This is a genomic window from Terracoccus luteus (assembly GCF_003635045.1).
Lineage (GTDB): Bacteria > Actinomycetota > Actinomycetes > Actinomycetales > Dermatophilaceae > Terracoccus > Terracoccus luteus.
This window is the reverse complement of sequence record NZ_RBXT01000001.1, coordinates 1,784,770-1,803,084: the sequence shown is the minus strand read 5'-3', so window position 1 is coordinate 1,803,084 and position 18,315 is coordinate 1,784,770. Positions and strand designations below refer to the sequence as shown.

Annotated in this window: 23 protein-coding genes and 1 riboswitch; of the genes, 18 read left to right on the top strand and 5 right to left on the bottom strand. The window is 73.3% G+C overall.

Annotated features, from left to right (window positions below):
* Positions 1-77: 77 nt before the first annotated feature.
* From DFJ68_RS08260 to DFJ68_RS08200, 13 genes are all read left to right on the top strand, one after another.
* A complete protein-coding gene (locus DFJ68_RS08260) occupies positions 78-1,343 on the top strand; it encodes a saccharopine dehydrogenase family protein (RefSeq protein ID WP_121032327.1) in 1,266 nt (421 codons plus the stop codon).
* A gap of 72 nt (positions 1,344-1,415) precedes the next feature.
* Positions 1,416-1,970, top strand: coding sequence for a dihydrofolate reductase family protein (locus DFJ68_RS08255; protein WP_121035213.1), 555 nt, complete (start codon positions 1,416-1,418; stop codon positions 1,968-1,970).
* 57 nt (positions 1,971-2,027) lie between these two features.
* Positions 2,028-2,654: an ArsR/SmtB family transcription factor gene (locus DFJ68_RS08250; protein WP_121032326.1), complete on the top strand. Its 627-nt coding sequence runs from the start codon at positions 2,028-2,030 to the stop codon at positions 2,652-2,654.
* Complete coding sequence (locus DFJ68_RS08245; RefSeq protein ID WP_121032325.1) at positions 2,651-3,946, top strand: MFS transporter; 1,296 nt, start codon at positions 2,651-2,653, stop codon at positions 3,944-3,946. The genes DFJ68_RS08250 and DFJ68_RS08245 overlap by 4 nt, the downstream gene beginning before the upstream one ends.
* Before the next feature lie 55 nt (positions 3,947-4,001).
* Positions 4,002-4,547: a peptide deformylase gene (def, locus tag DFJ68_RS08240; RefSeq protein WP_121035212.1), complete on the top strand. Its 546-nt coding sequence runs from the start codon at positions 4,002-4,004 to the stop codon at positions 4,545-4,547.
* Position 4,548: 1 nt separating this feature from the next.
* Positions 4,549-5,505 carry a methionyl-tRNA formyltransferase gene (gene fmt, locus DFJ68_RS08235; protein ID WP_121032324.1) on the top strand — a complete coding sequence of 319 codons (957 nt, stop codon included), beginning with the start codon at positions 4,549-4,551 and terminating at the stop codon, positions 5,503-5,505.
* A complete protein-coding gene (locus DFJ68_RS08230) occupies positions 5,498-7,036 on the top strand; it encodes an RsmB/NOP family class I SAM-dependent RNA methyltransferase (RefSeq protein ID WP_121032323.1) in 1,539 nt (512 codons plus the stop codon). Before fmt ends, DFJ68_RS08230 begins: the two co-directional genes overlap by 8 nt.
* A gap of 10 nt (positions 7,037-7,046) precedes the next feature.
* Entirely contained in the window at positions 7,047-7,706 is a 660-nt protein-coding gene (gene rpe / locus DFJ68_RS08225; RefSeq protein ID WP_121032322.1) for a ribulose-phosphate 3-epimerase, read from the top strand.
* Positions 7,707-7,811: 105 nt separating this feature from the next.
* A riboswitch (FMN riboswitch) is annotated at positions 7,812-7,940 on the top strand.
* Positions 7,941-8,091: 151 nt separating this feature from the next.
* Positions 8,092-8,820, top strand: coding sequence for a nicotinamide riboside transporter PnuC (gene pnuC / locus DFJ68_RS08220; protein WP_121032321.1), 729 nt, complete (start codon positions 8,092-8,094; stop codon positions 8,818-8,820).
* 44 nt (positions 8,821-8,864) lie between these two features.
* Positions 8,865-9,128, top strand: a complete 264-nt coding sequence (locus tag DFJ68_RS08215; RefSeq protein WP_121032320.1) for a phosphoribosyl-ATP diphosphatase — start codon at positions 8,865-8,867, stop codon at positions 9,126-9,128.
* A 10-nt stretch (positions 9,129-9,138) separates the two neighbouring features.
* Positions 9,139-10,080, top strand: a complete 942-nt coding sequence (hisG, locus tag DFJ68_RS08210; protein WP_121032319.1) for an ATP phosphoribosyltransferase — start codon at positions 9,139-9,141, stop codon at positions 10,078-10,080.
* A 4-nt stretch (positions 10,081-10,084) separates the two neighbouring features.
* The gene (locus DFJ68_RS08205; RefSeq protein WP_121032318.1) at positions 10,085-10,636 is read left to right on the top strand and encodes a PH domain-containing protein; all 552 of its coding nucleotides are present in this window, start codon (positions 10,085-10,087) and stop codon (positions 10,634-10,636) included.
* Positions 10,633-11,193 carry a flavin reductase family protein gene (locus DFJ68_RS08200; protein ID WP_245963539.1) on the top strand — a complete coding sequence of 187 codons (561 nt, stop codon included), beginning with the start codon at positions 10,633-10,635 and terminating at the stop codon, positions 11,191-11,193. The genes DFJ68_RS08205 and DFJ68_RS08200 overlap by 4 nt, the downstream gene beginning before the upstream one ends.
* Positions 11,194-11,217: 24 nt before the next feature.
* Here DFJ68_RS08200 and DFJ68_RS08195 read toward each other — a convergent pair whose 3' ends face one another.
* Complete coding sequence (locus DFJ68_RS08195) at positions 11,218-11,949, bottom strand: acyltransferase (RefSeq protein ID WP_121032316.1); 732 nt, start codon at positions 11,947-11,949, stop codon at positions 11,218-11,220.
* A 768-nt stretch (positions 11,950-12,717) separates the two neighbouring features.
* Entirely contained in the window at positions 12,718-12,939 is a 222-nt protein-coding gene (locus DFJ68_RS08190) for a hypothetical protein (RefSeq protein ID WP_121035211.1), read from the bottom strand.
* Positions 12,940-13,168: 229 nt separating this feature from the next.
* Here DFJ68_RS08190 and DFJ68_RS08185 point away from each other — a divergent pair, with 229 nt between their 5' ends.
* Genes DFJ68_RS08185 through DFJ68_RS08180 form a run of 3 tightly spaced genes read left to right on the top strand, consistent with a single transcriptional unit; the run spans position 13,169 to position 14,157 of the window.
* On the top strand, positions 13,169-13,657 hold the full coding sequence (locus DFJ68_RS08185; RefSeq protein WP_121032315.1) for a DUF6584 family protein: 489 nt from the start codon (positions 13,169-13,171) through the stop codon (positions 13,655-13,657).
* A gap of 2 nt (positions 13,658-13,659) precedes the next feature.
* Positions 13,660-13,767, top strand: a complete 108-nt coding sequence (locus tag DFJ68_RS18680; RefSeq protein ID WP_245963538.1) for an AAA family ATPase — start codon at positions 13,660-13,662, stop codon at positions 13,765-13,767.
* 36 nt (positions 13,768-13,803) lie between these two features.
* A complete protein-coding gene (locus tag DFJ68_RS08180; protein ID WP_245963537.1) occupies positions 13,804-14,157 on the top strand; it encodes a nucleoside/nucleotide kinase family protein in 354 nt (117 codons plus the stop codon).
* Between the two features lie 48 nt (positions 14,158-14,205).
* Here DFJ68_RS08180 and DFJ68_RS08175 read toward each other — a convergent pair whose 3' ends face one another.
* Positions 14,206-15,513, bottom strand: coding sequence for an MFS transporter (locus tag DFJ68_RS08175; RefSeq protein ID WP_245963536.1), 1,308 nt, complete (start codon positions 15,511-15,513; stop codon positions 14,206-14,208).
* Between the two features lie 3 nt (positions 15,514-15,516).
* A complete protein-coding gene (locus DFJ68_RS08170; RefSeq protein ID WP_121032314.1) occupies positions 15,517-16,110 on the bottom strand; it encodes a nucleoside/nucleotide kinase family protein in 594 nt (197 codons plus the stop codon).
* A gap of 35 nt (positions 16,111-16,145) precedes the next feature.
* Between DFJ68_RS08170 and hisF the strand changes: the two genes are divergently transcribed.
* Complete coding sequence (gene hisF / locus DFJ68_RS08165) at positions 16,146-16,997, top strand: imidazole glycerol phosphate synthase subunit HisF (RefSeq protein ID WP_245963535.1); 852 nt, start codon at positions 16,146-16,148, stop codon at positions 16,995-16,997.
* A gap of 18 nt (positions 16,998-17,015) precedes the next feature.
* Here hisF and DFJ68_RS08160 read toward each other — a convergent pair whose 3' ends face one another.
* Entirely contained in the window at positions 17,016-17,654 is a 639-nt protein-coding gene (locus DFJ68_RS08160) for a TIGR03085 family metal-binding protein (protein ID WP_121032313.1), read from the bottom strand.
* 57 nt (positions 17,655-17,711) lie between these two features.
* Between DFJ68_RS08160 and DFJ68_RS08155 the strand changes: the two genes are divergently transcribed.
* The gene (locus DFJ68_RS08155) at positions 17,712-18,305 is read left to right on the top strand and encodes a GNAT family N-acetyltransferase (protein WP_121032312.1); all 594 of its coding nucleotides are present in this window, start codon (positions 17,712-17,714) and stop codon (positions 18,303-18,305) included.
* Positions 18,306-18,315 lie beyond the last annotated feature (10 nt).

Genomic DNA, 18,315 nt, shown 5'->3' with positions numbered 1-18,315 from the left:
GCCGGTGGGAGCGCGGACGACCCTGCCAGTCGGACACCCGGACCCCTGCGGGCGGCCGCTGCTGGCACAGTGTCGCCATGACCTCCCGAGAGCTCGACATCGTCCTCTACGGCGCCACCGGCTTCGTCGGCGCGCTGACGGCCGCCCACCTCGCCGAGGTGGCCGGCCCGGAGGTGCGCGTCGCCCTCGCCGGCCGGTCACGCGACCGGCTCGAGGCGCTGCGGGCCGACCTGGGTGAGCCGGCCCGCACGTGGGAGGTCGCCGTCGCGGATGCCGGTGACCTCGGCGCCCTGCGCACCCTCGCGGCACGCACGACGGTCGTCGTCACGACGGTCGGCCCGTACGCGGTGCACGGCAAGGAGGTGGCCCGGGCCTGCGCCGAGGAGGGGACGCACTACGCCGACCTGACGGGTGAGGTCCTCTTCGTCCGCTGGTCGATGGACGAGCTGGCCGACCGGGCGCGTGAGACCGGCGCCCGCATCGTGCACGCGTGCGGCTTCGACTCCGTGCCGTCCGACCTCGGCGTGATGGTCACGGCCCAGCAGGTCGCGGCCGACGGGGAGGGCACCCTCGCGGAGACGACCCTCGCCGTCCGCTCGATGCGCGGTGGCTTCTCCGGCGGCACCATCGACTCGGGTCGCCAGCAGGCCATCACGGCCCGCCATGACGCTGCCGCCCGGCGCACCATCGCCGACCCCTACGGGCTCAGCCCCCGCCGGGGGGAGGAGCCGAGCGGCGGCCGCCGACCGGCATCCGGGCTGCTCGAGAAGGTGCGCCGCGCCCTGCCGGTCGACCGCGACCCGGTGACGGGACGGTGGAACGGACCGTTCGTCATGGCCTCCTTCAACACCCGCATCGTGCGGCTGTCGAACACCCTGACGGACTGGTCGTACGGCCGCACGCTGCGCTACCGCGAGGTCGTCGACTTCGGCCGAAGCCCCGTCTCGCCCCTGCTCGCGGGGGGCATGGCCGTGGGCCTCGGCGCCACCCTGGGCGGCCTGGCGTACGGGCCGACGCGCGCCGTGCTCGACCGCGTGCTGCCGAGCCCCGGGCAGGGGCCGAGCGCCGCCCAGCGTGCGGCCGGGCGGTTCCGGCTCGAGATCACCGCCACGACGACGACCGGGGCCCGCTACCGCACCCGGGTGGCCGCCGACCACGACCCCGGCTACGACGGCACGGCGGTCATGCTGGGCGAGGCGGCGCTCGCGCTCGCCCTCGACACCGACCGGCTGCCTGACCGGGCGGGGGTGCTCACGCCCGCCACCGCCATCGGCTCCCTCCTCCTCGAGCGCCTGCGGGAGCGGGGCTTCACCCTCGAGTGCGAGCGGCTGACGACGGGCTGACGGGCCGACTGACGGATTGACGAGGTGACGACCGGCCGACCGGCGGCCGGCGTGACGACGAAGGGAACGCGCATGGGCGGCATCAAGGTGCACGAGTTCATCTCCCTGGACGGGGTCTTCGAGAACCCGGCCTGGACGGCGGAGTACCCCTGGGACCCGCGCATGAGCGAGGCGATCGGCCGGCTCACCGGTGGGGAGGGCACCGAGCTGCTCCTCGGCCGCGAGACGTACGAGATGTTCGCACCGGCGTGGTCGTCCCGCTCGGCGGACGACGACCCCGGCGTGGCGTTCTTCAACGGCGCCCGCAAGAACGTCGTCTCCGGCCGCGACGACGACCGGCTCGACTGGAACAACTCGCGCGTCATCGGGGCCTACGACCCCGAGCGGGTCCGTGCCCTCCGGGCGGAGGTCGACGGAGACCTCTATGTCAGCGGTAGCGGCACCCTCGTGCGCGCCCTGCTGCGCGACGGGCTCGTCGACGAGCTGCACCTCTTCGTCTTCCCGATCGTGCTCGGGAGCGGCGAGCGGCTCTTCACCGACGACGAGACGACCCGGCTGCGGTTGCTCGAGACCGACTCGTACGACAGCGGGGTCGTCCACCTCGCCTACGGGCCGACGGCGGGGTGAGGCGACCGCCAAAGAAGTGCTTGACGGTGCACACATCCCGGCAGCACACTGTCAAACATGTCTTTGGAGGTCAGTCGGACCAGCCGCCTGCGCGCGACCGCGCACCCGCTGCGGCTGCAGATGCTTTCGCTGCTCACCGGGGCCGAGCTGAGCGCTGCCGAGGTGGCGCGCGAGCTCGGCATCACCCAGGCCAACGCCAGCTACCACCTGCGCACGTTGCAGGCGGCGGGCCTGCTCGTCGTCGGCAGCGAGGAGTCGGTGCGCGGGGGGCAGGCCAAGCGCTACCGGCACCCGTGGGACGCGCCCCAGCCGGGTGAGGCGTCCGGTGAGGCGTCCGGTGATGCGCCCGATGGCACATCCCGTGGCACGTCCGGTGACACGTCCGCGGACCCGGTCGCCGACCCCACGGAGGCGGACGAGGAGGCCCGCCTCGCCTACGTGACGACGCTGGCGGCCGCGGTCCCGGCCCGCTTCGCCGAGCGGCAGACCGGTACGGGCGGCGTCTTCACCGATGCCGACCTGTGGGTCGAGCCGGAGGTCTGGCAACGCGTGCAGGACCTCGTGCTCGAGGCGAGCCGGCTCGTGCACGCCTCGGCCCGGCCACCGCGGACGGAGGGCGCCGTGCGCACCAACCTGACGCTCGCGGCCTTCCGGCTGCGCGACGACGCGCGGGGGGCACGGTGAGGCCGGGGGAGTCACTGGGGGCGCTCGGCGACCGACGCTTCGCCTGGTACTTCACGGCCCGCACCGTCTCGACGGCCGGGTCGGTCATGGTGCCGGTCGCCCTCGCCTTCGCCGTCCTGCACGTCGAGGAGTCGCCTGCGGCCCTCGCGCAGGTGCTCGGCGTGCGCACGGCCTCGCTCGTCGTGTTCCTGCTCGTCGGCGGCGTCGTCTCCGACCGCTTCTCCCGCATCGTCGTGCTGCAGGTCGCCCACGTCCTCACCTTCGTGACGCAGGGCCTCGCGGCGTGGCTCGTCGTCACCGGGCACGCCACGCTGACGCAGCTGACCGTCATCGAGGGCGTCAACGGCGCGGTGTCGGCCTTCACCATGCCGGCGATGACCGGCATCGTGCCCCTCGTCGTCGCGCGTCACCGGCTCCAGCAGGCCAACGCGCTGCTGTCGTTCAGCCGCAGCGGTCTCGGGATGCTCGGCCCGGCGGCGGCGGGGCTGCTGGTCGTGGGGGTCGGCCCCGGCTGGGCCCTGGCCGTCGACTCGCTCACCTACGTCGTGGCCGTCGTCTGCCTCGCCCGGGTGCGGCTGCCCCGTCGGTCGGAGGAGGACCGGCCCCCGAGGGCCTCGATGGTGGTCGAGCTGCGCCAGGGCTGGGGGGAGTTCGTCTCCCGGCAGTGGCTCTGGGTCGTCGTGCTCGTCTTCGGCCTGAGCAACATGATCCACGCCGGCGTCGTCGGTGTCGTGGGGCCTCTCGTCGCCTCGACGAACCCCGCTGTGGGAGAGGCGGGTTGGGGCGTCATCCTCAGCGCCGAGGCCGTGGGCACCGTCGTCATGACGGTGGTCCTGCTCCGGCTGCGCCTGACCCACCCGCTGCGCTGGGGGATGCTCGCCTGCACGGTGTTCGCGCTGCCGCTCGTCCTGCTCGGGGTGCGACCCGAGCTCGTCACGGTCGCCGTCGGCTTCCTCCTCGCGGGCATGGCCCTCGAGGTCTTCGGGGTCGGGTGGAGCACGGCGTTGCAGGAGCACGTCCCCACCGAGGTGCTCTCGCGCGTCTCGAGCTACGACCTGCTCGGCTCCTTCGTCGCCATCCCGGTCGGCACCCTCGCCTACGGCTGGCTCGCCACCCACGTGTCGCTCGAGTCGCTGCTCGTCGTCAGCGGCATCCTCTACGCCGTGCTCTCGCTGAGCGCCCTGCTCTCGCGCTCCGTCCGCGACCTCGGTCGGCTCGACGACATGGGACCCGGCCGGATACCGGCGCGGCCCCCGTCCGTGCAGGCCGGACCGGCGCCCCCGGCCTCCTAGGATGGGGCCCGCGGTCGGCCCACGACCGCGCCCCGGCGACAAGGACCCACCCCGCGTGTCGATCAAAGACATCCGACTGTTCGGTGACCCCGTGCTGCGCACCCGCGCGATCGAGGTCGTCGACTTCGACAAGGAGCTGCGCCAGCTCGTGGCCGATCTCGGCGACACCATGATGGACGCGCCCGGGGCCGGCCTCGCCGCCCCGCAGCTCGGGGTCGGGCTCCGGGTCTTCACCTACTACGTCGACGACGTGCTCGGCCACCTCGTCAACCCGGTGCTCGAGCTGTCCGACGAGGAGCAGTGCGGCCCCGAGGGGTGCCTCTCGATCCCCGGAATCGCCTTCGACACGACCCGGGCGCGGCACGTCGTGGCGCGTGGCCAGGACATGTGGGGCGAGCCCGTCGTCGTCGAGGGCAGCGACCTGCTCGCGCGGTGCGTCCAGCACGAGACCGACCACCTCGACGGCGTGCTCTTCGTCGACCGGCTCGACTCCGAGGCCCGCCGGGCCGCGATGCGCGCCATCCGCGAGGCGGAGTGGTTCGGCGAGCCGCCTCCCGACGTGCGGGTCAGCCCGCACACCACCTTCGGCCGGGCGATGTGACGTGAGGGTCGTCTTCGCCGGCACACCGGATGCCGCGGTGCCGGCTCTCGAGGCCGTGGCGGCCTCACGCCATGAGCTCGTCGCCGTCGTCACCCGCCCCGACGCGCCCGCCGGGCGCGGTCGCCGGCTCGAGGCCTCACCCGTCCGCCGACGGGCCGAACAGCTGGGCGTCGAGGTGCTCACCCCGGCCCGGGTGCGCGACGAGGACTTCCTCGAGCGCCTGCGGGCGCTGGCCCCGGACGCGTGCCCGGTCGTCGCCTACGGCAACCTCATCCCGCCGACGGCACTCGACATCCCGACGCACGGCTGGGTCAACCTCCACTTCTCGCTGCTGCCGGCGTGGCGGGGAGCAGCGCCCGTGCAGCACGCCCTCATGGCCGGTGACGAGATGACGGGCGCCTCTACGTTCGTCATCGAGCGTGGTCTCGACACCGGCCCGGTCCTCGGCGTCATGACCGAGGCCGTCCGCCCGCGCGACACGGCCGGCGACCTGCTGGGTCGTCTGGCCCGCGCCGGCGCCGGGCTGCTGGTCGCCACGCTCGATGGTCTCGAGGCTGGCGAGCTCGTCCCGGTGCCGCAGCCGGCCGAGGGGGTCTCCCTCGCGCCGAAGATCGAGGTCGACGACGCTCGGGTCGACTGGGCCCTGCCGGCCCTCGCCGTCGACCGCCGGGTGCGCGGCTGCACCCCGGCCCCGGGTGCCTGGACCACGTTCCGCGGCGAACGGCTCAAGCTCGAGCCGGTCGAGGTGACGATGGCCACCGACCTGCCACCCGACCTGCAGCAGGCCCGCCCGCGGCCGGGTGAGCTCGTGGCGACCAAGCGTGCCGTGTTCGTCGGCACCGGCACCGACCCCGTGCGGCTCGGTGTCGTGCAGGCACACGGCAAGAAGCCGATGCCGGCGCCCGACTGGGCGCGCGGCGTGCGCGTGACGACGGGGGAGCGGGTCGGCGATGAGTGACGGACAGGACGGACGCCGCGGTGGCGGCCACGACGGACGACGGGGCGAGCGGCAGCGACCGCCCGCCCGTGAGCGGTCGGCGCAGCACCGGTCGTCGTTGGCGCCCTCGCAGCGGTCGCGACAGACGGACCTGTCCCGGCTGGCGGCCTACGGGGTGATGCGCGACGTGTCCGACGGCGCCTACGCCAACCTCGCCCTGCCGAAGGCCTTGCGCGACAGGTACATCCACGGCCGTGACGCCGCCTTCGCGACCGAGCTCGTCTACGGCGCGACGCGCCTGCGCGGCCTCTACGACGCGGTCGTCTCCGACGCCGCCGGTCGGTCGGTCGACAAGATCGACGGCGCCGTGCTCGACACCCTGCGCCTCGGTGCCCACCAGCTGCTCGGCATGCGGGTGCCGGCCCACGCCGCCGTCGACGAGACCGTGGCCCTCGCCCGACAGGTCAACGGCGCTGGCGCGGCCGGCTTCGTCAACGCCGTCATGCGCCGCATCAGCGAGCGCGAGCGCGACGAGTGGGTGCGTCGGGTCACCGCCACCGCCGGCGACGCCCTGGAGGCGCTGGCCCTCGAGACGTCACACCCGTTGTGGGTGGTCAGGGCCCTGCGCGCCGCCCTCGTCGGCCACGGCACGGTGACGCCCGACGACGTCGACGCGTCCCTGACCACCCTGCTCGAGAGCGACAACACCCCGCCGCTCGTCTCGCTCGTCGCCCGCCCCGGCCTGTCCACGGTCGACGAGCTCGTCGCGGCGGGCGCCTACCGCTCGGACACGAGCCCGGTGGGCGCCACGTGGCCGGAGGGCGACCCCGGCGACATCGAGGCCGTCCGTGACGGTCGGGCTGCCGTGCAGGACGAGGGCTCGCAGCTGCTCGCCCTCGCCCTCGCCGCGGCCGACGTCACGGGCGACGCCGCCGCGAACGAGCGCTGGCTCGACCTGTGCGCCGGCCCGGGTGGCAAGGCCGGCCTGCTCGCCGCGCTGGCCGTCGGTCGACGGATCCCCTTCGTGGCCAACGAGGTCAGCGAGCACCGCGCCGACCTCGTGTGGCAGACGCTCGCGGCGGCGCGCGCGTGGGCGCGGGAGGAGGGAGTCGACCTCGAGGTGCTCGAGGCCGACGGCCGCGAGGCCGGCACGTACGAGCCCGGCGGGTACAGCCGTGTCCTCGTCGACGCGCCGTGCACCGGGCTCGGCGCACTGCGACGGCGGCCCGAGGCCCGCTGGCGACGACGGCCGGAGGACGTCGCGACCCTCGCCACGCTGCAGCGCGAGCTGCTCGGCTCGGCGCTCACCGCGACGGCATCCGGCGGGGTCGTCGGCTACGCCACCTGCAGCCCGCACCTCAACGAGACGACGTTCGTCGTCGACGACGTCGTCAAGCACCGTGACGACGTCGAGATCGTCGACGCGAGAGAGCTTTTCGTCGACAGCGCGGGCCGTCCGCTGGGGTCGCTCGGTACCGGCCCGTCGGTGCAGCTGTGGCCGCACCTGCACGGCACCGACGCGATGTTCTTCACGCTGCTGCGCAAGAAGTAGATTCGGCCCCGTGCAGATCTCACCGAGCATCCTCAACAGCGACTTCGCGAACCTCCAGCACGAGCTGCAGCGCATCGCCGACGCCGACTGGGCGCACGTCGACGTGATGGACGCACACTTCGTGCCCAACCTCACGCTCGGTCTGCCCGTCGTCGAGGCGCTGGCCAAGGTGAGCCCGGTGCCCCTCGACGCCCACCTCATGATCGAGGACCCCGACCGGTGGGCCCCCGACTACGCCGAGGCCGGATGCCGGTCGGTGACCTTCCACATCGAGGCCGCCGCCGACCCGCGGGCCATCGCCCGCGACCTGCGGGCCGCCGGCGCCCGGGCCGCGATGGCCCTCAAGCCCGCCACTGCGTTCGGGCCGTACGAGGAGCTGCTGCCGCACCTCGACATGGTGCTCGTCATGACGGTCGAGCCCGGGTTCGGCGGTCAGTCGTTCATGGCCGACCAGCTGCCCAAGGTGCGTCAGGTGCGCGAGGCGGTCCGGCGTCACGGCGGCGAGATCTGGGTGCAGGTCGACGGCGGGGTGAGCGCCTCGACGATCGAGCAGTGCGCCGAGGCCGGCGCCGACGTCTTCGTGGCCGGTTCGGCCGTCTATGGCGCCGACGACGCGGCCGCGGCGGTCAGCGAGCTGCGCGAGCTCGCCTCCCGGCATCCGCACCACTGAGGGCCCACCCGAGCCGGCGGCGAGCGGGCACGCACGGCGCCCCGGGGGCCTGAGCGTCCGCGGGCGGGATGTGCGCGCCCGCCAGGCCCGGGTGCATACTGGCCGGACGTGCTCCGGGGTCGGTGTAATTCCGAGCCGGCGGTGACAGTCCGCGACCCGACCGCATCCAGCGGCCGGTTGACCTGGTGAAACTCCGGGACCGACGGTGAAAGTCCGGATGGGAGGCAGCACGAGGCGGGCCACGACGTGGTCGGCCTGACGTCGGCATCCGTCGGCGCACCGGTCCGCCCGGTCGCCCCCGAGCCCGCGTCGGCGCCGTCCCGTAGTCCCGCGATCGAGACCCCCGGAGTCCGCTCTCAGTTGCGACGACCCAGGGACGGACACCATGGACATTCTTCGTTGGCTCTACGAGGCCAGCATCCCCATCGGGGGCTACGAGCTGCACTGGCTCGAGCTCATCGGCGTGCTCTTCGGGCTCGCCTCGGCCGTCGGCGGCCTCGTCCGCCGCGTCTGGGCGTGGCCGGTCGGCATCGTCGGCAACGTGCTGCTGTTCTTCGTCTACATCACCGTGACGTTCGACGCCGCCGACGGCCGCGCCCCGCTCTTCGGGCAGTCGGGCCGCCAGATCTTCTTCATCATCACGAGCGTCTACGGCTGGTGGCGGTGGAACCAGGTGAAGAAGGCGGCCGACCGGCCCGCCGACGCCCCGGCCATCGTGCCGCGCTGGGCGACCGCCCGGGAGCGCGTCACGCTGCTCGTGACCATGGTCGTCGGCGTGCTCGTCGTGCAGCAGGTCTTCGCCGTCATCGGCGCGGGCTGGCCCGCGCCGCGCTGGTACTTCTGGTGCGACGCGTGGATCTTCGTGGGCTCGATGCTCGCCACGTACGCGATGGCCCGCGGCTGGAACGAGTTCTGGCTCGTGTGGATCGCCGTCGACCTCGTCGGCGTGCCCCTGCTCGTGCACTCGGGCTACCTGCCCACCGCCGTGCTCTACGGCGTGTACTCGGTGTTCGTGCTCTACGGCTTCGTCGCGTGGGTCAGGGCCAGCCGCACCGAGCGCCCCACCCCCGAGATCGAGGATGCCGGGGTCGCCCGTCAGCCCGCCAGGGGGTGAGCGCCGTCCTGACCGCACACGGGGCCACCGTAGGCTGTGGCCCCGTGAAGAGCTTTGAGCAGCTGTACGCCGAGCTGGCCGAGAAGGCGCAGACGCGACCCGAGGGGTCGGGCACCGTCGCGCAGCTCGACGCCGGGGTGCACGCCATCGGCAAGAAGATCGTCGAGGAGGCGGCCGAGGTCTGGATGGCCGCCGAGTACGAGACGACGGCCGAGACCGCGGAGGAGATCAGCCAGCTGCTGTACCACCTCCAGGTGCTGATGCTCGCCAAGGGCATCGGCCTCGACGACGTCTACGCCCACCTCTGAGAGCACCCCGATGACGAGCACCACCACGAACACCGAGACCACCACGAGCGGCGCGACCGGCGGCCCCGCCGACGCCCGCACGGGGCGCGCGGGGGAGCCGGCCCCCCCGCTGCGCCTCGCCGTGCCCAACAAGGGCGCCCTCAGCGATGCGACCGTCGAGATGCTGCGCGAGGCCGGCTACCGGGTGCGCCGCGACAGCAAGGAGCTCGTCGTCACCGACGCCGAGAACGACGTCGAGTTCTTCTACCTGCGCCCGCGTGACATCGCCGTCTACGTCGGATCCGGCACCGTCGACGCCGGCGTCACCGGCCGGGACCTGCTGCTCGACAGCGGGTCGCCCGCCGTCGAGGTGATGACCCTCGGCTTCGGTGGGTCGACCTTCCGCTACGCCGGCCAGCCCGGTCGGGTCGCCACGGTCGCCGACATCGACGGCAAGCGGGTGGCGACGAGCTACCCGGGCCTCGTGCGGGCCGACCTGGCCCGGGCTGGGGTCGCCGCCGACGTCGTGCGCCTCGACGGGGCCGTCGAGACCGCCATCACCCTCGGCGTGGCCGACGTCATCGCCGACGTCGTCGAGACCGGCGCGACCCTGCGCAGCCAGGGCCTCGAGGTCTTCGGCGAGCCGATCCTACGGTCGGAGGCCGTACTCATCCGAGGCGACCGCCCCGAGGCGACGGCGGCGGTCGAGGTGCTCCAGCGCCGCCTCACGGGCGTCATCACCGCCCGTACCTACGTGATGCTCGACTACGACTGCCCCCGCGAGCTCGTCGACCGGGCCACCGAGCTCACCCCCGGGTTGGAGTCGCCGACCGTCTCGCCGCTGCAGGACGACCGCTGGGTGGCGGTGCGCGCCATGGTGCCCCGGGCCGGGCGCAACCGCCTGATGGACGAGCTCTACGACCTCGGCGCGCGGGCGATCCTCGTCACCGACATCGCCGCGTGCCGGCTGTGACGTCGTGACCGACACGACGCCCGACGCGACGCCCGACGCAGGGCGCGGCCCCGCACCCGAGGGTGGCGGACCCGCGACGGGCTCCCCGGCATCCGGTGACGCCCTCGCCCCCTTCCGGCCACGGCGCGGGCGGGCCGTGGCGCTCGCGACGACGTGGTGCTCGCTCGCGCTCTTCGGCGCCATCGCGGTCATCATCCCCACGCAGGTCGACGGCCGCTGGAACCTCGGCGACCGCCTCATGTTCTTCGGCCTCGGCGCCGTCATCGCGTTCCTCGCCTGGCGCTACGCCTCGATCGTCGCCCGACCCAGCCGCGAGGGGCTCGTCGTGCGCAACCTCGTCGTCACCCGGCGGCTCGAATGGTCGGAGGTCGTCGGCGTGCAGTTCGGTGGCGGCGAGCCGTGGGTGAGCCTCGACCTCGAGGACGGCGACACCCTGGCAGTCATGGCCATCCAGAAGGCCGACGGCGATCTCGCCGGGCGTGAGGCGTCGCGCCTCGCCGCGCTCGTGCAGGCCTTCGGTGAGACGCGCGAGCCGGATGCCGGTGAGCGCGGGTGAGCGCAGCCGCCTCCGCGCCGCTCGAGCCGCCCACCCCGACGCGGATGCGTCACGCCCTCGGGCACTTCGCCACCGGTGTCACCGTGGTGACCGGCTACGACCCCGACGGGGAGCCGGTCGGGTTCGCCTGCCAGTCGTTCGCGTCGGTGTCGCTCGACCCCCCGCTCGTGCTGTTCTGCGCCGACCACCGTGGCCGCACGTGGCCGCTCATCCGTGAGTCGGGACGCTTCACCGTCAACGTGCTCAGCCACCACCAGCGCGAGCTCGTCGACCGCTTCGGCTCGTCGGCCGGTAAGCGCTTCGACGGTCTGGCGTGGGAACGCTCGGTCGCCGGCGGACCGTCGCTGCCGGGGGTGCTCGTCCGCGTGCACGCCGAGGTCGAGCAGGTGCACGTGGCCGGCGACCACGACGTCGTCATCGGTCGTGTCGTCGGGCTCGACGACGCGACGGCCGGCCGGCCGATGCTGTTCTACCGCGGGCGCTTCTCCGTCACCGAGCGGCGCACCAGCGCCACGCGCGACGACGGCCCCGAGCCGCTCGACGACTACTGGGGCTGACGCCGGCCTCGTGTGGTGGCGCTGTCAGCGCCGGAGCAGGCGCCGCATCCGACTCGGCCGGGGCGCTTCCTCCGTCAGGTTCCAGTACGGACTGCGGGTGACGGTGTCCCCGTCGGGCTTGTAGTACGGCTCGACGAGGGAGAGGTGCGGGCGCTCCCACGCGACGTGTTTACGCACCACCCGCGCCGGCGCGCCGGCCGCGACACAGTTGTTCGGCACCGGCCCGGTGACGATGCTGCCCAGGCCGATGACGGTGCCGTCCCCGACGGTCGCGCCGGCAAGGAGGATCGCGCGCAGGCCGACCCACACGTGGTTGCCGATGGTGATGTCCCGGGCGGGGTTGACCCGCTGCCCGGTGGCGACGTCGAAGATCGGGTGTCCGTCGTCGGCGCGGAGCTGGTTGCCACTCGCGAACATGACGTCGTCACCGATGCGGATGGTGGCGCCCTCCACGGCCGACATGCCGCACGTCTCGGTCATGGACACGTCGTCGCCGACGAGCACCGCCGCGTCCTGGCCCACGCGGATGGTCGCCTTGATCGCCGGCACGGCGTCGTGGCTGCCGATCTCGCAACGGCCGTTGTCGCAGTCGAACGAGACCGACAGACGCCCGACTCTTGCGCCGGCCGCGACGCGCAGGGTGTTGTTGCTGCCGCGGAAGTAGATGTTGACACCGATGGTGACCGGTGGGCCGTCGTAGATGATGCGATTGCCGCGTTCGTCGTTGAACTCGGTCAGCGTTGTGATGTGGTCCACGCCGCGAGCATATGTTCCGCTCGTGCCATTCCTGTGAGCCCCCTGACAGTGGAGCACCAACGAGACTCCGCCCACGGATTCGTGCGACCCTGCCGCGGCAGTACTTACCAACGGCGTGACGCCCGTGGGTTCGGCGTGGAACGCCGGGTGGTCCTCCGGCTCAGACAGGCGCGCCGGTACCGGGTGGAGAAGCCGGCTGTTCGGCGAGAGTGGCAGCCGCTGAGGACTGCACCTCGCCCCGCGGCGAGCGACGAAAGCGTGTTGCTCGCAACAGTGGCGGCCGTCGAGGGCGGCCAACCGTCTGGCGACTCAGGTGCCCCGCGTCGGAGACCAAGGGCATTGTCAGATGCGCAAGGCGCACTCACCCTGACGTGGGGTTCGCCGGTCCAGGTTGATCTCCGGGAGGGCACGCCCACCCGCCGACCCGCTCGGACACGGGACGACTGCACTGGTCTTGGGACGGTGACGAAGTCGCCGCCGTAGCCAGTAAGCCGGCCATCACCGCCGCTGCGACCACGCCCACCACTCTCGCGATCATCGGAATGCGCATCGTCGTTTCCTCGGTTCGCTGGTGGGTTTCGGTTGGACAATGTCGATGACGCATCCAGTGTTCCACTCCGGGGAATGTCCTGCCCCTGATGACTTATGGCGCGCGTCGCGGGCCGGGCATGGTCGGACGCTGTCGCCGACAGCGGCATGGTCGGACGTCACGCCGACAGCGGCATGACCGGGCGTCCCGCCTTCAACGCGGCAGGAGAGAAATGTCCGCTACTCGCCGTTGGCAGTCTCGTCTATCCAATCGACAGCCTCGTCGGTCAGTTGTGTCTCACCCTCATGTGAGTCCCCAGCCCACCAGCGCGGGTCTCGTCGGCCCGCAGTGATGGTCAGAATCTCGTCCAAGATGTCGTCGGGCAGGGGTTCGCCGTTGTGTTCGACGAGCCATGTCTGGGTGGAAGGAGCGAGGCGCGGCCAGACCTGTGACATCTCCATGGGTCGATGCTTCATAGGCACGGCCGCGAACGCAATAGCGCTGTCATCGGCATGACCGTAAAACCAAGCCGAGGTCGCGAGTCGTCTGCGTCAGCTGGAGTTCCCAGCTTCTATCGATGATGGTGCAGCCGCGATAGGAGCCAGAGCGTTGCCGCCGCTCACAACTGCTGATGTCTGTCGGTGCTCAAACCCGTTGAGGCGCGCCACGTCGCCCTGCGAGCATCCAGGTATGACCGACCAGCTCGCCCGCGCCCGTCACGACCTCGCGTCGGGCCGCGCGTGGAAGGCCCGCGACCGCCTGCACGGGCTGCTGTGCGTCCGGCAGGATGACGAGGTGCTCGACCTCCTCGCCACCGTGCTCCACGGCATGGGCGACCTGCCCGCCGCCGGCGCGCTCTGGTTCGTCACCGGTCGGGACGATGACCGCGCTCGTCACTCGCTCGCGGCCTGGGAGGAACGACACGGCGACGCGGAAGCGCGCTGGCGCAGCATCCCGGCGAGCGTCAGGCACGTCGATCGCAGCGAGTCGCTCCGCGCCCTGGACCGCGAGGCGCGGTCGCTGGCGCGGTCGCGACGACGAGGCCAGGGTCACGAGGGCGAGCCGCCGGCGAGGTGGCAGGAGGTCCTGGGGGCGACCGGCTGCGCGGTCGTCGGCCTGGGGCTGCTCGTCGTCTTCGCCGTCGGCGTGGTCGTCTCCTGGCGCTGGGTCTGGAGCTGACCGTGGGGGTGCGCAACTACCTCGTCGAGGGCGTCTCGTGCAGCGGCAAGACGTCGGTCTGTCGCGAGCTGCAGCGGCGCGGCATCCACGCCGTCAACGGTGACACCTAGCTCGCCTACCGGGGCGACCCCGCGACAGGAGCGCCCGTGGAGGTCGGCGGTCACGAGAACCACCTGTGGCGCCTCGACGCCGTGCAGGCGCTCGTGGCCGACGACACTCATCCGGTCACCTACCTCTGCGGCGGGTCACGCAACCACGCCGACTTCGTCGACCTGCTCGACGGCGTCGTCGTGCTCGACCTCGACGTGGACACGCTCCGACGCCGGCTCGACGAGCGGCCCGCGGGGGAGTTCGGCTCCGAGCCGGAGGAGCGTGCGCTCGTGTTGCGCGTGCACGGGACGGGCGAGGACCTGCCCGACGGCATCCGGGTCGACGCCACCCGGCCGCTCACCGACGTGGTCGACGAGGTGCTCCGTGTGACAGCGCAGCCGTCGTCGTGAACGGCCGGGGCCACGGCGCCCCCGTCGGGTGGGCCGTCGGGTGGGCCGTCAGGCCACCCGGTCACGGCGGGGGTGGAGGCGCAGCGACACGAGGCCCTGGGCGACGCCGACGAGGGTCAGCACCGCCCAGACGTGTGACAGGCTGCCGGTGACGTCGCGCACGGAACCCATGAGGATGGGCCCGACGGACGCGAGGCCGTAGGAGATGAGGAACGCCATGCCGGTGAGCCGACCGCTCGCCTCGGGGGTCACGGCGTAGCGCACGAGCATGACGAGGCCGAGCGAGAACGCCGCCCCCTGACCGAGGCCCACGACGGCGGCCCACACCCACGGCGCCGCCTCGGGTGCGAGCCACACCCCGACCGTGCCGACGACACCGATGACGGCGAAGGGCACGAGCAGCAGCCGCAGGTCGCGGACGCGGTCGCTGACGACAGGGCCTAGCAGACCCGACACGATCTGAGCGGAGGCGAAGACGGCACCGAGGTAGCCGGCATCCGTCGGGCTCCACCCGCGCTCGACGTACGTGGGCGCCAGCCACGTCACCGAGGAGTAGAAGCACCACGACTGGGCCGCGAGGTAGAGCGCCAGTGCCCACGCAGTGCGGTGCCGCCACGGCATCGGGTTCCGTTGCACGCCAACGGATGTCGTCCGACCCGGCTCGGGCGAGACGGTGTCCGTGGTCGACCCGTCGCCGGCGAAGCGGGCGAGCCGACGGGTCAGGGGCGCCCAGGCGGCCACTCCGACGACCGCGAGCACTGACCACGACCCGAGGGAGGCCTGCCACGAGCCGAGCGCGTCGGCCAGGGGCACCGACGCCGCCGAGCTGACCGCGGCACCGCCCATCATCGCGAGCATGTAGAGCCCGGTGACGAGGCCGACCCGCTCGGGCGGGAAGAACGTCTTGACGAGCCGGGGGAGCAGCGTCCCACCGACGGCGATGCCGACCCCGGCGACGAAGGTCCCGACGTAGAGCAGCACGACGTTGCCGGCGCCGAACCGGCTCAGCGTCCCGAGGAGCACAGCCACGGCCGCGAGCAGCACCGCCGCGACGGGGCCGATGCGGTGGGCCAGCCGGCTGGCGACGGGCGCGAACACCCCCATCGACAGGACGGGCAGGGTCGTCAGCGCGCCGGCGGCGGCGTGGCTCAGGCCGAGGGCGGCCGACACCTCGTCGAGCAGCGGCGGCACGCTCGTGATGGCGACCCGCAGGTTCGCGGCCACGGCGACGAGCACGGCGGCCAGCACCCAGAACGACGGCAGGCCGGCTGACGGGGCACTCGCCCCACCTGTGTCACGCGACGCCAGGCCGGTCGACGACGCGCGGGGGTCACGGGGCGTCGTCGCGTCGGGCACGGCTCACAGGGTAGACGCGCCCGACGTCGTGTCGATGACGAGGTCGGCCCGCTCGCGGGTGCGGTCGGCCGCGAAGAGCGCCGTCTCCTGGTCGGCCCACCGCTGCCAGTGCGGGCGGTAGGTCTCACCGTCACGGGCCAGTCCGCGCTCTCGTCGGAGGTCTCGGTCGGCCGTGACGAAGACGGCGAGCGCCGTGTAGGGGCGGGCCGGGCCGACGCTCGCGCCACAGCCCTCGACGACCAGGTAGGGGCGGGTCGCGACCGGTCGCCACGGTCGCCACTCGTCACGCACCCAGCTCCACGGGCGGAAGCCGGCCGGCGCGCCGCGCGAGATCGGTGCGAGCACCCCGTCGGCGAGCAGGCCTGGGGTGACGGCGAGCCCGTCCCAGCCGGGGTAGAGCCGGTCGAGGTGCACGACCTCGGTGCGCTCGGCGCCGAGGGCCGACACGACCCCGCGCGCGAGCGTGCTCTTGCCCGCGCCGCTCGGGCCGTCGACGGCCACGACCACCGTGCCTCCGCAGCGCGGTGCCCGCTGGCGCGCCGCCGACACGACGGCGTCGACGTCCTCGGGGCGGGCCGTGCCCGTGCGGTCCCACACCCGGGCGAGCGTACCGGCGCCCGTAGATTGGCCCCATGACGACCGACGCCGTCCCCGACTCCGCCACCGCCCCCACGACGACGGATGCCGGGCAGCCGGGTCACGGCGGGCTCGGCACCGTCGCGACGCGCGTCATCGCCTGCCTCGACGTCGACGCGGGCCGTGTCGTCAAGGGCGTCAACTTCGAGAACCTCCGCGACGCCGGCGACCCCGTCGAGCTGGCCCGGCTCTACGACGCCCAGGGCGTCGACGAGCTGACCTTCCTCGACGTGACGGCGAGCAGCGGCGACCGGGCGACGACCTACGACGTCGTCGGTCGCACCGCCGAGCAGGTCTTCATCCCCCTGACGGTCGGTGGAGGCGTCCGCACTGTCGACGACGTCGACCGCCTGCTGCGGGCCGGCGCCGACAAGGTGGGCGTCAACACGGCCGCCATCGCCCGGCCCGAGCTCATCTCCGAGATCGCGGCCCGCTTCGGCGCGCAGGTGCTCGTGCTCTCCGCCGACGTGCGCCGACGGCTCGGCGACGACGGCCGCCCCACCGACGACTTCGTCATGACCACCCACGGCGGACGCACCCCAGTCGACCTGGACGCCGTCGAGTGGTGCGCCCGGGCGGCCGAGCTCGGGGCCGGCGAGATCCTGCTCAACTCGATGGACGCCGACGGCACGAAGGAGGGGTTCGACCTCGAGCTCATCCGGCGCGTCCGCGCCGAGGTGGGAGTGCCCGTCATCGCGAGCGGGGGCGCGGGCCGGGTCGAGCACTTCGCCCCGGCGGTGCACGCCGGGGCCGACGCCGTGCTCGCCGCCAGCGTCTTCCACTACGGCGAGCTCACCGTCGGTGACGTCAAGGCCGCCCTGCGGCAGGACGGCATCCTCGTGCGCTGAGCCGTCGTGCCGAGCGGGTCAGCCCCCGAGGTCGGCGCTGCGGAAGGCCGCGACGTCGACGGGGTCGCCCTCGATGACGACGTCGGCCACGCGCTCGCGGCCGAAGACGGCCATGACGAGCTCGCCGACCTCGCCGCGCAGCACGACGGTGCCGCGCTCACCCGGGCCCTTGGCGGCGTGCCGGCCCAGGCCGTCGGCGACGAGCACGACACCCGTCGGGGCCTTGCGCAGCACGAGGCGCCCGGCGGCCTTGAGCTGGCCCCAGAGCGCCTCCTCCTTGTCGCCGGGGAGGTCGCGGGGCTGCCAGTCGGGCTGGGCCCGGCGCAGGTCCTCGAGGTGGACGAAGAACTCGGTGAGGTTGGCCTTCTCGTCCACTGCCGCGAACGACATGGGGTTCCACGACGGTGGGCCCGAGCGGACCTTCTGCACCAGCGTGCGCCAGTCGCCGGAGGCGGTCTGGGCCATCGCCCGGTCGAGGCGGCCGGAGAGCAACGGCACGAACGCACCCGCGATGAGGTCGGGGCGGGTCTCGCGCAGCACGAGGTGGGCGGCCAGCTCCTTGGCCTGCCACCCCTCGTTGATGGTGGGCGCGTCCGGCCCCAGGCGCTCGAGCTCGTCGGCGAGCAGTCGGCGTTCGGACTGGGCGTGGCGGGTCATGCTCCCATCCAACCAAACCCGTGGATGCCGGGTCGCCGGGCTCCGTACGCTCGTGCGGTGCCAGCGCCCGCCGACCCCCGTCCTGCGCTTGTCGAGCCCGTCGAGCTCGTCCGGCCCACCACCGACCTCGCGCCCTCGTGGTGGGCGATGGTCGACGCCTTCGCCGGCGAGGAGGTCCACGGGTCGGGGCTGCGACCGGGTGAGCGCACCAGCCTGCGTGACCCGCACCGCTTCGGGCTGTGGGTCGAGTGGCTCGTCGACCAGGAGGGGCCGCACGGGTGGTCGCCCGGCCGCGTCCCGAGCTCGTACCGGTGGGTCCTCGTCGGTGGGTGGGTGGTCGGGACCATCGCCGTGCGCCACGCGCTCAACGAGGGCCTCGTCGTGCGCGGGGGGCACGTCGGGTACGCGGTCGCGCCCGGCTCCCGCCGTCGGGGGGTCGCGTCGGCGGCGCTGCGCTCGGCTCTCGGGATCGCCGCGCGACGTGGGCTGGGGGCGGTCCTGCTCACGTGCGAGGTCGACAACCTCGCCTCGACGCGGACGATCGTCGGCGCGGGCGGGCGACCGGCCGGCATCCGTGACGGGAGTGCGCGCTACTGGGTACCGACGAGGGGGCCACGGGTGACGCAGGACGGCACTGTCGGTGGCGCGTGAGAGGCTGAAG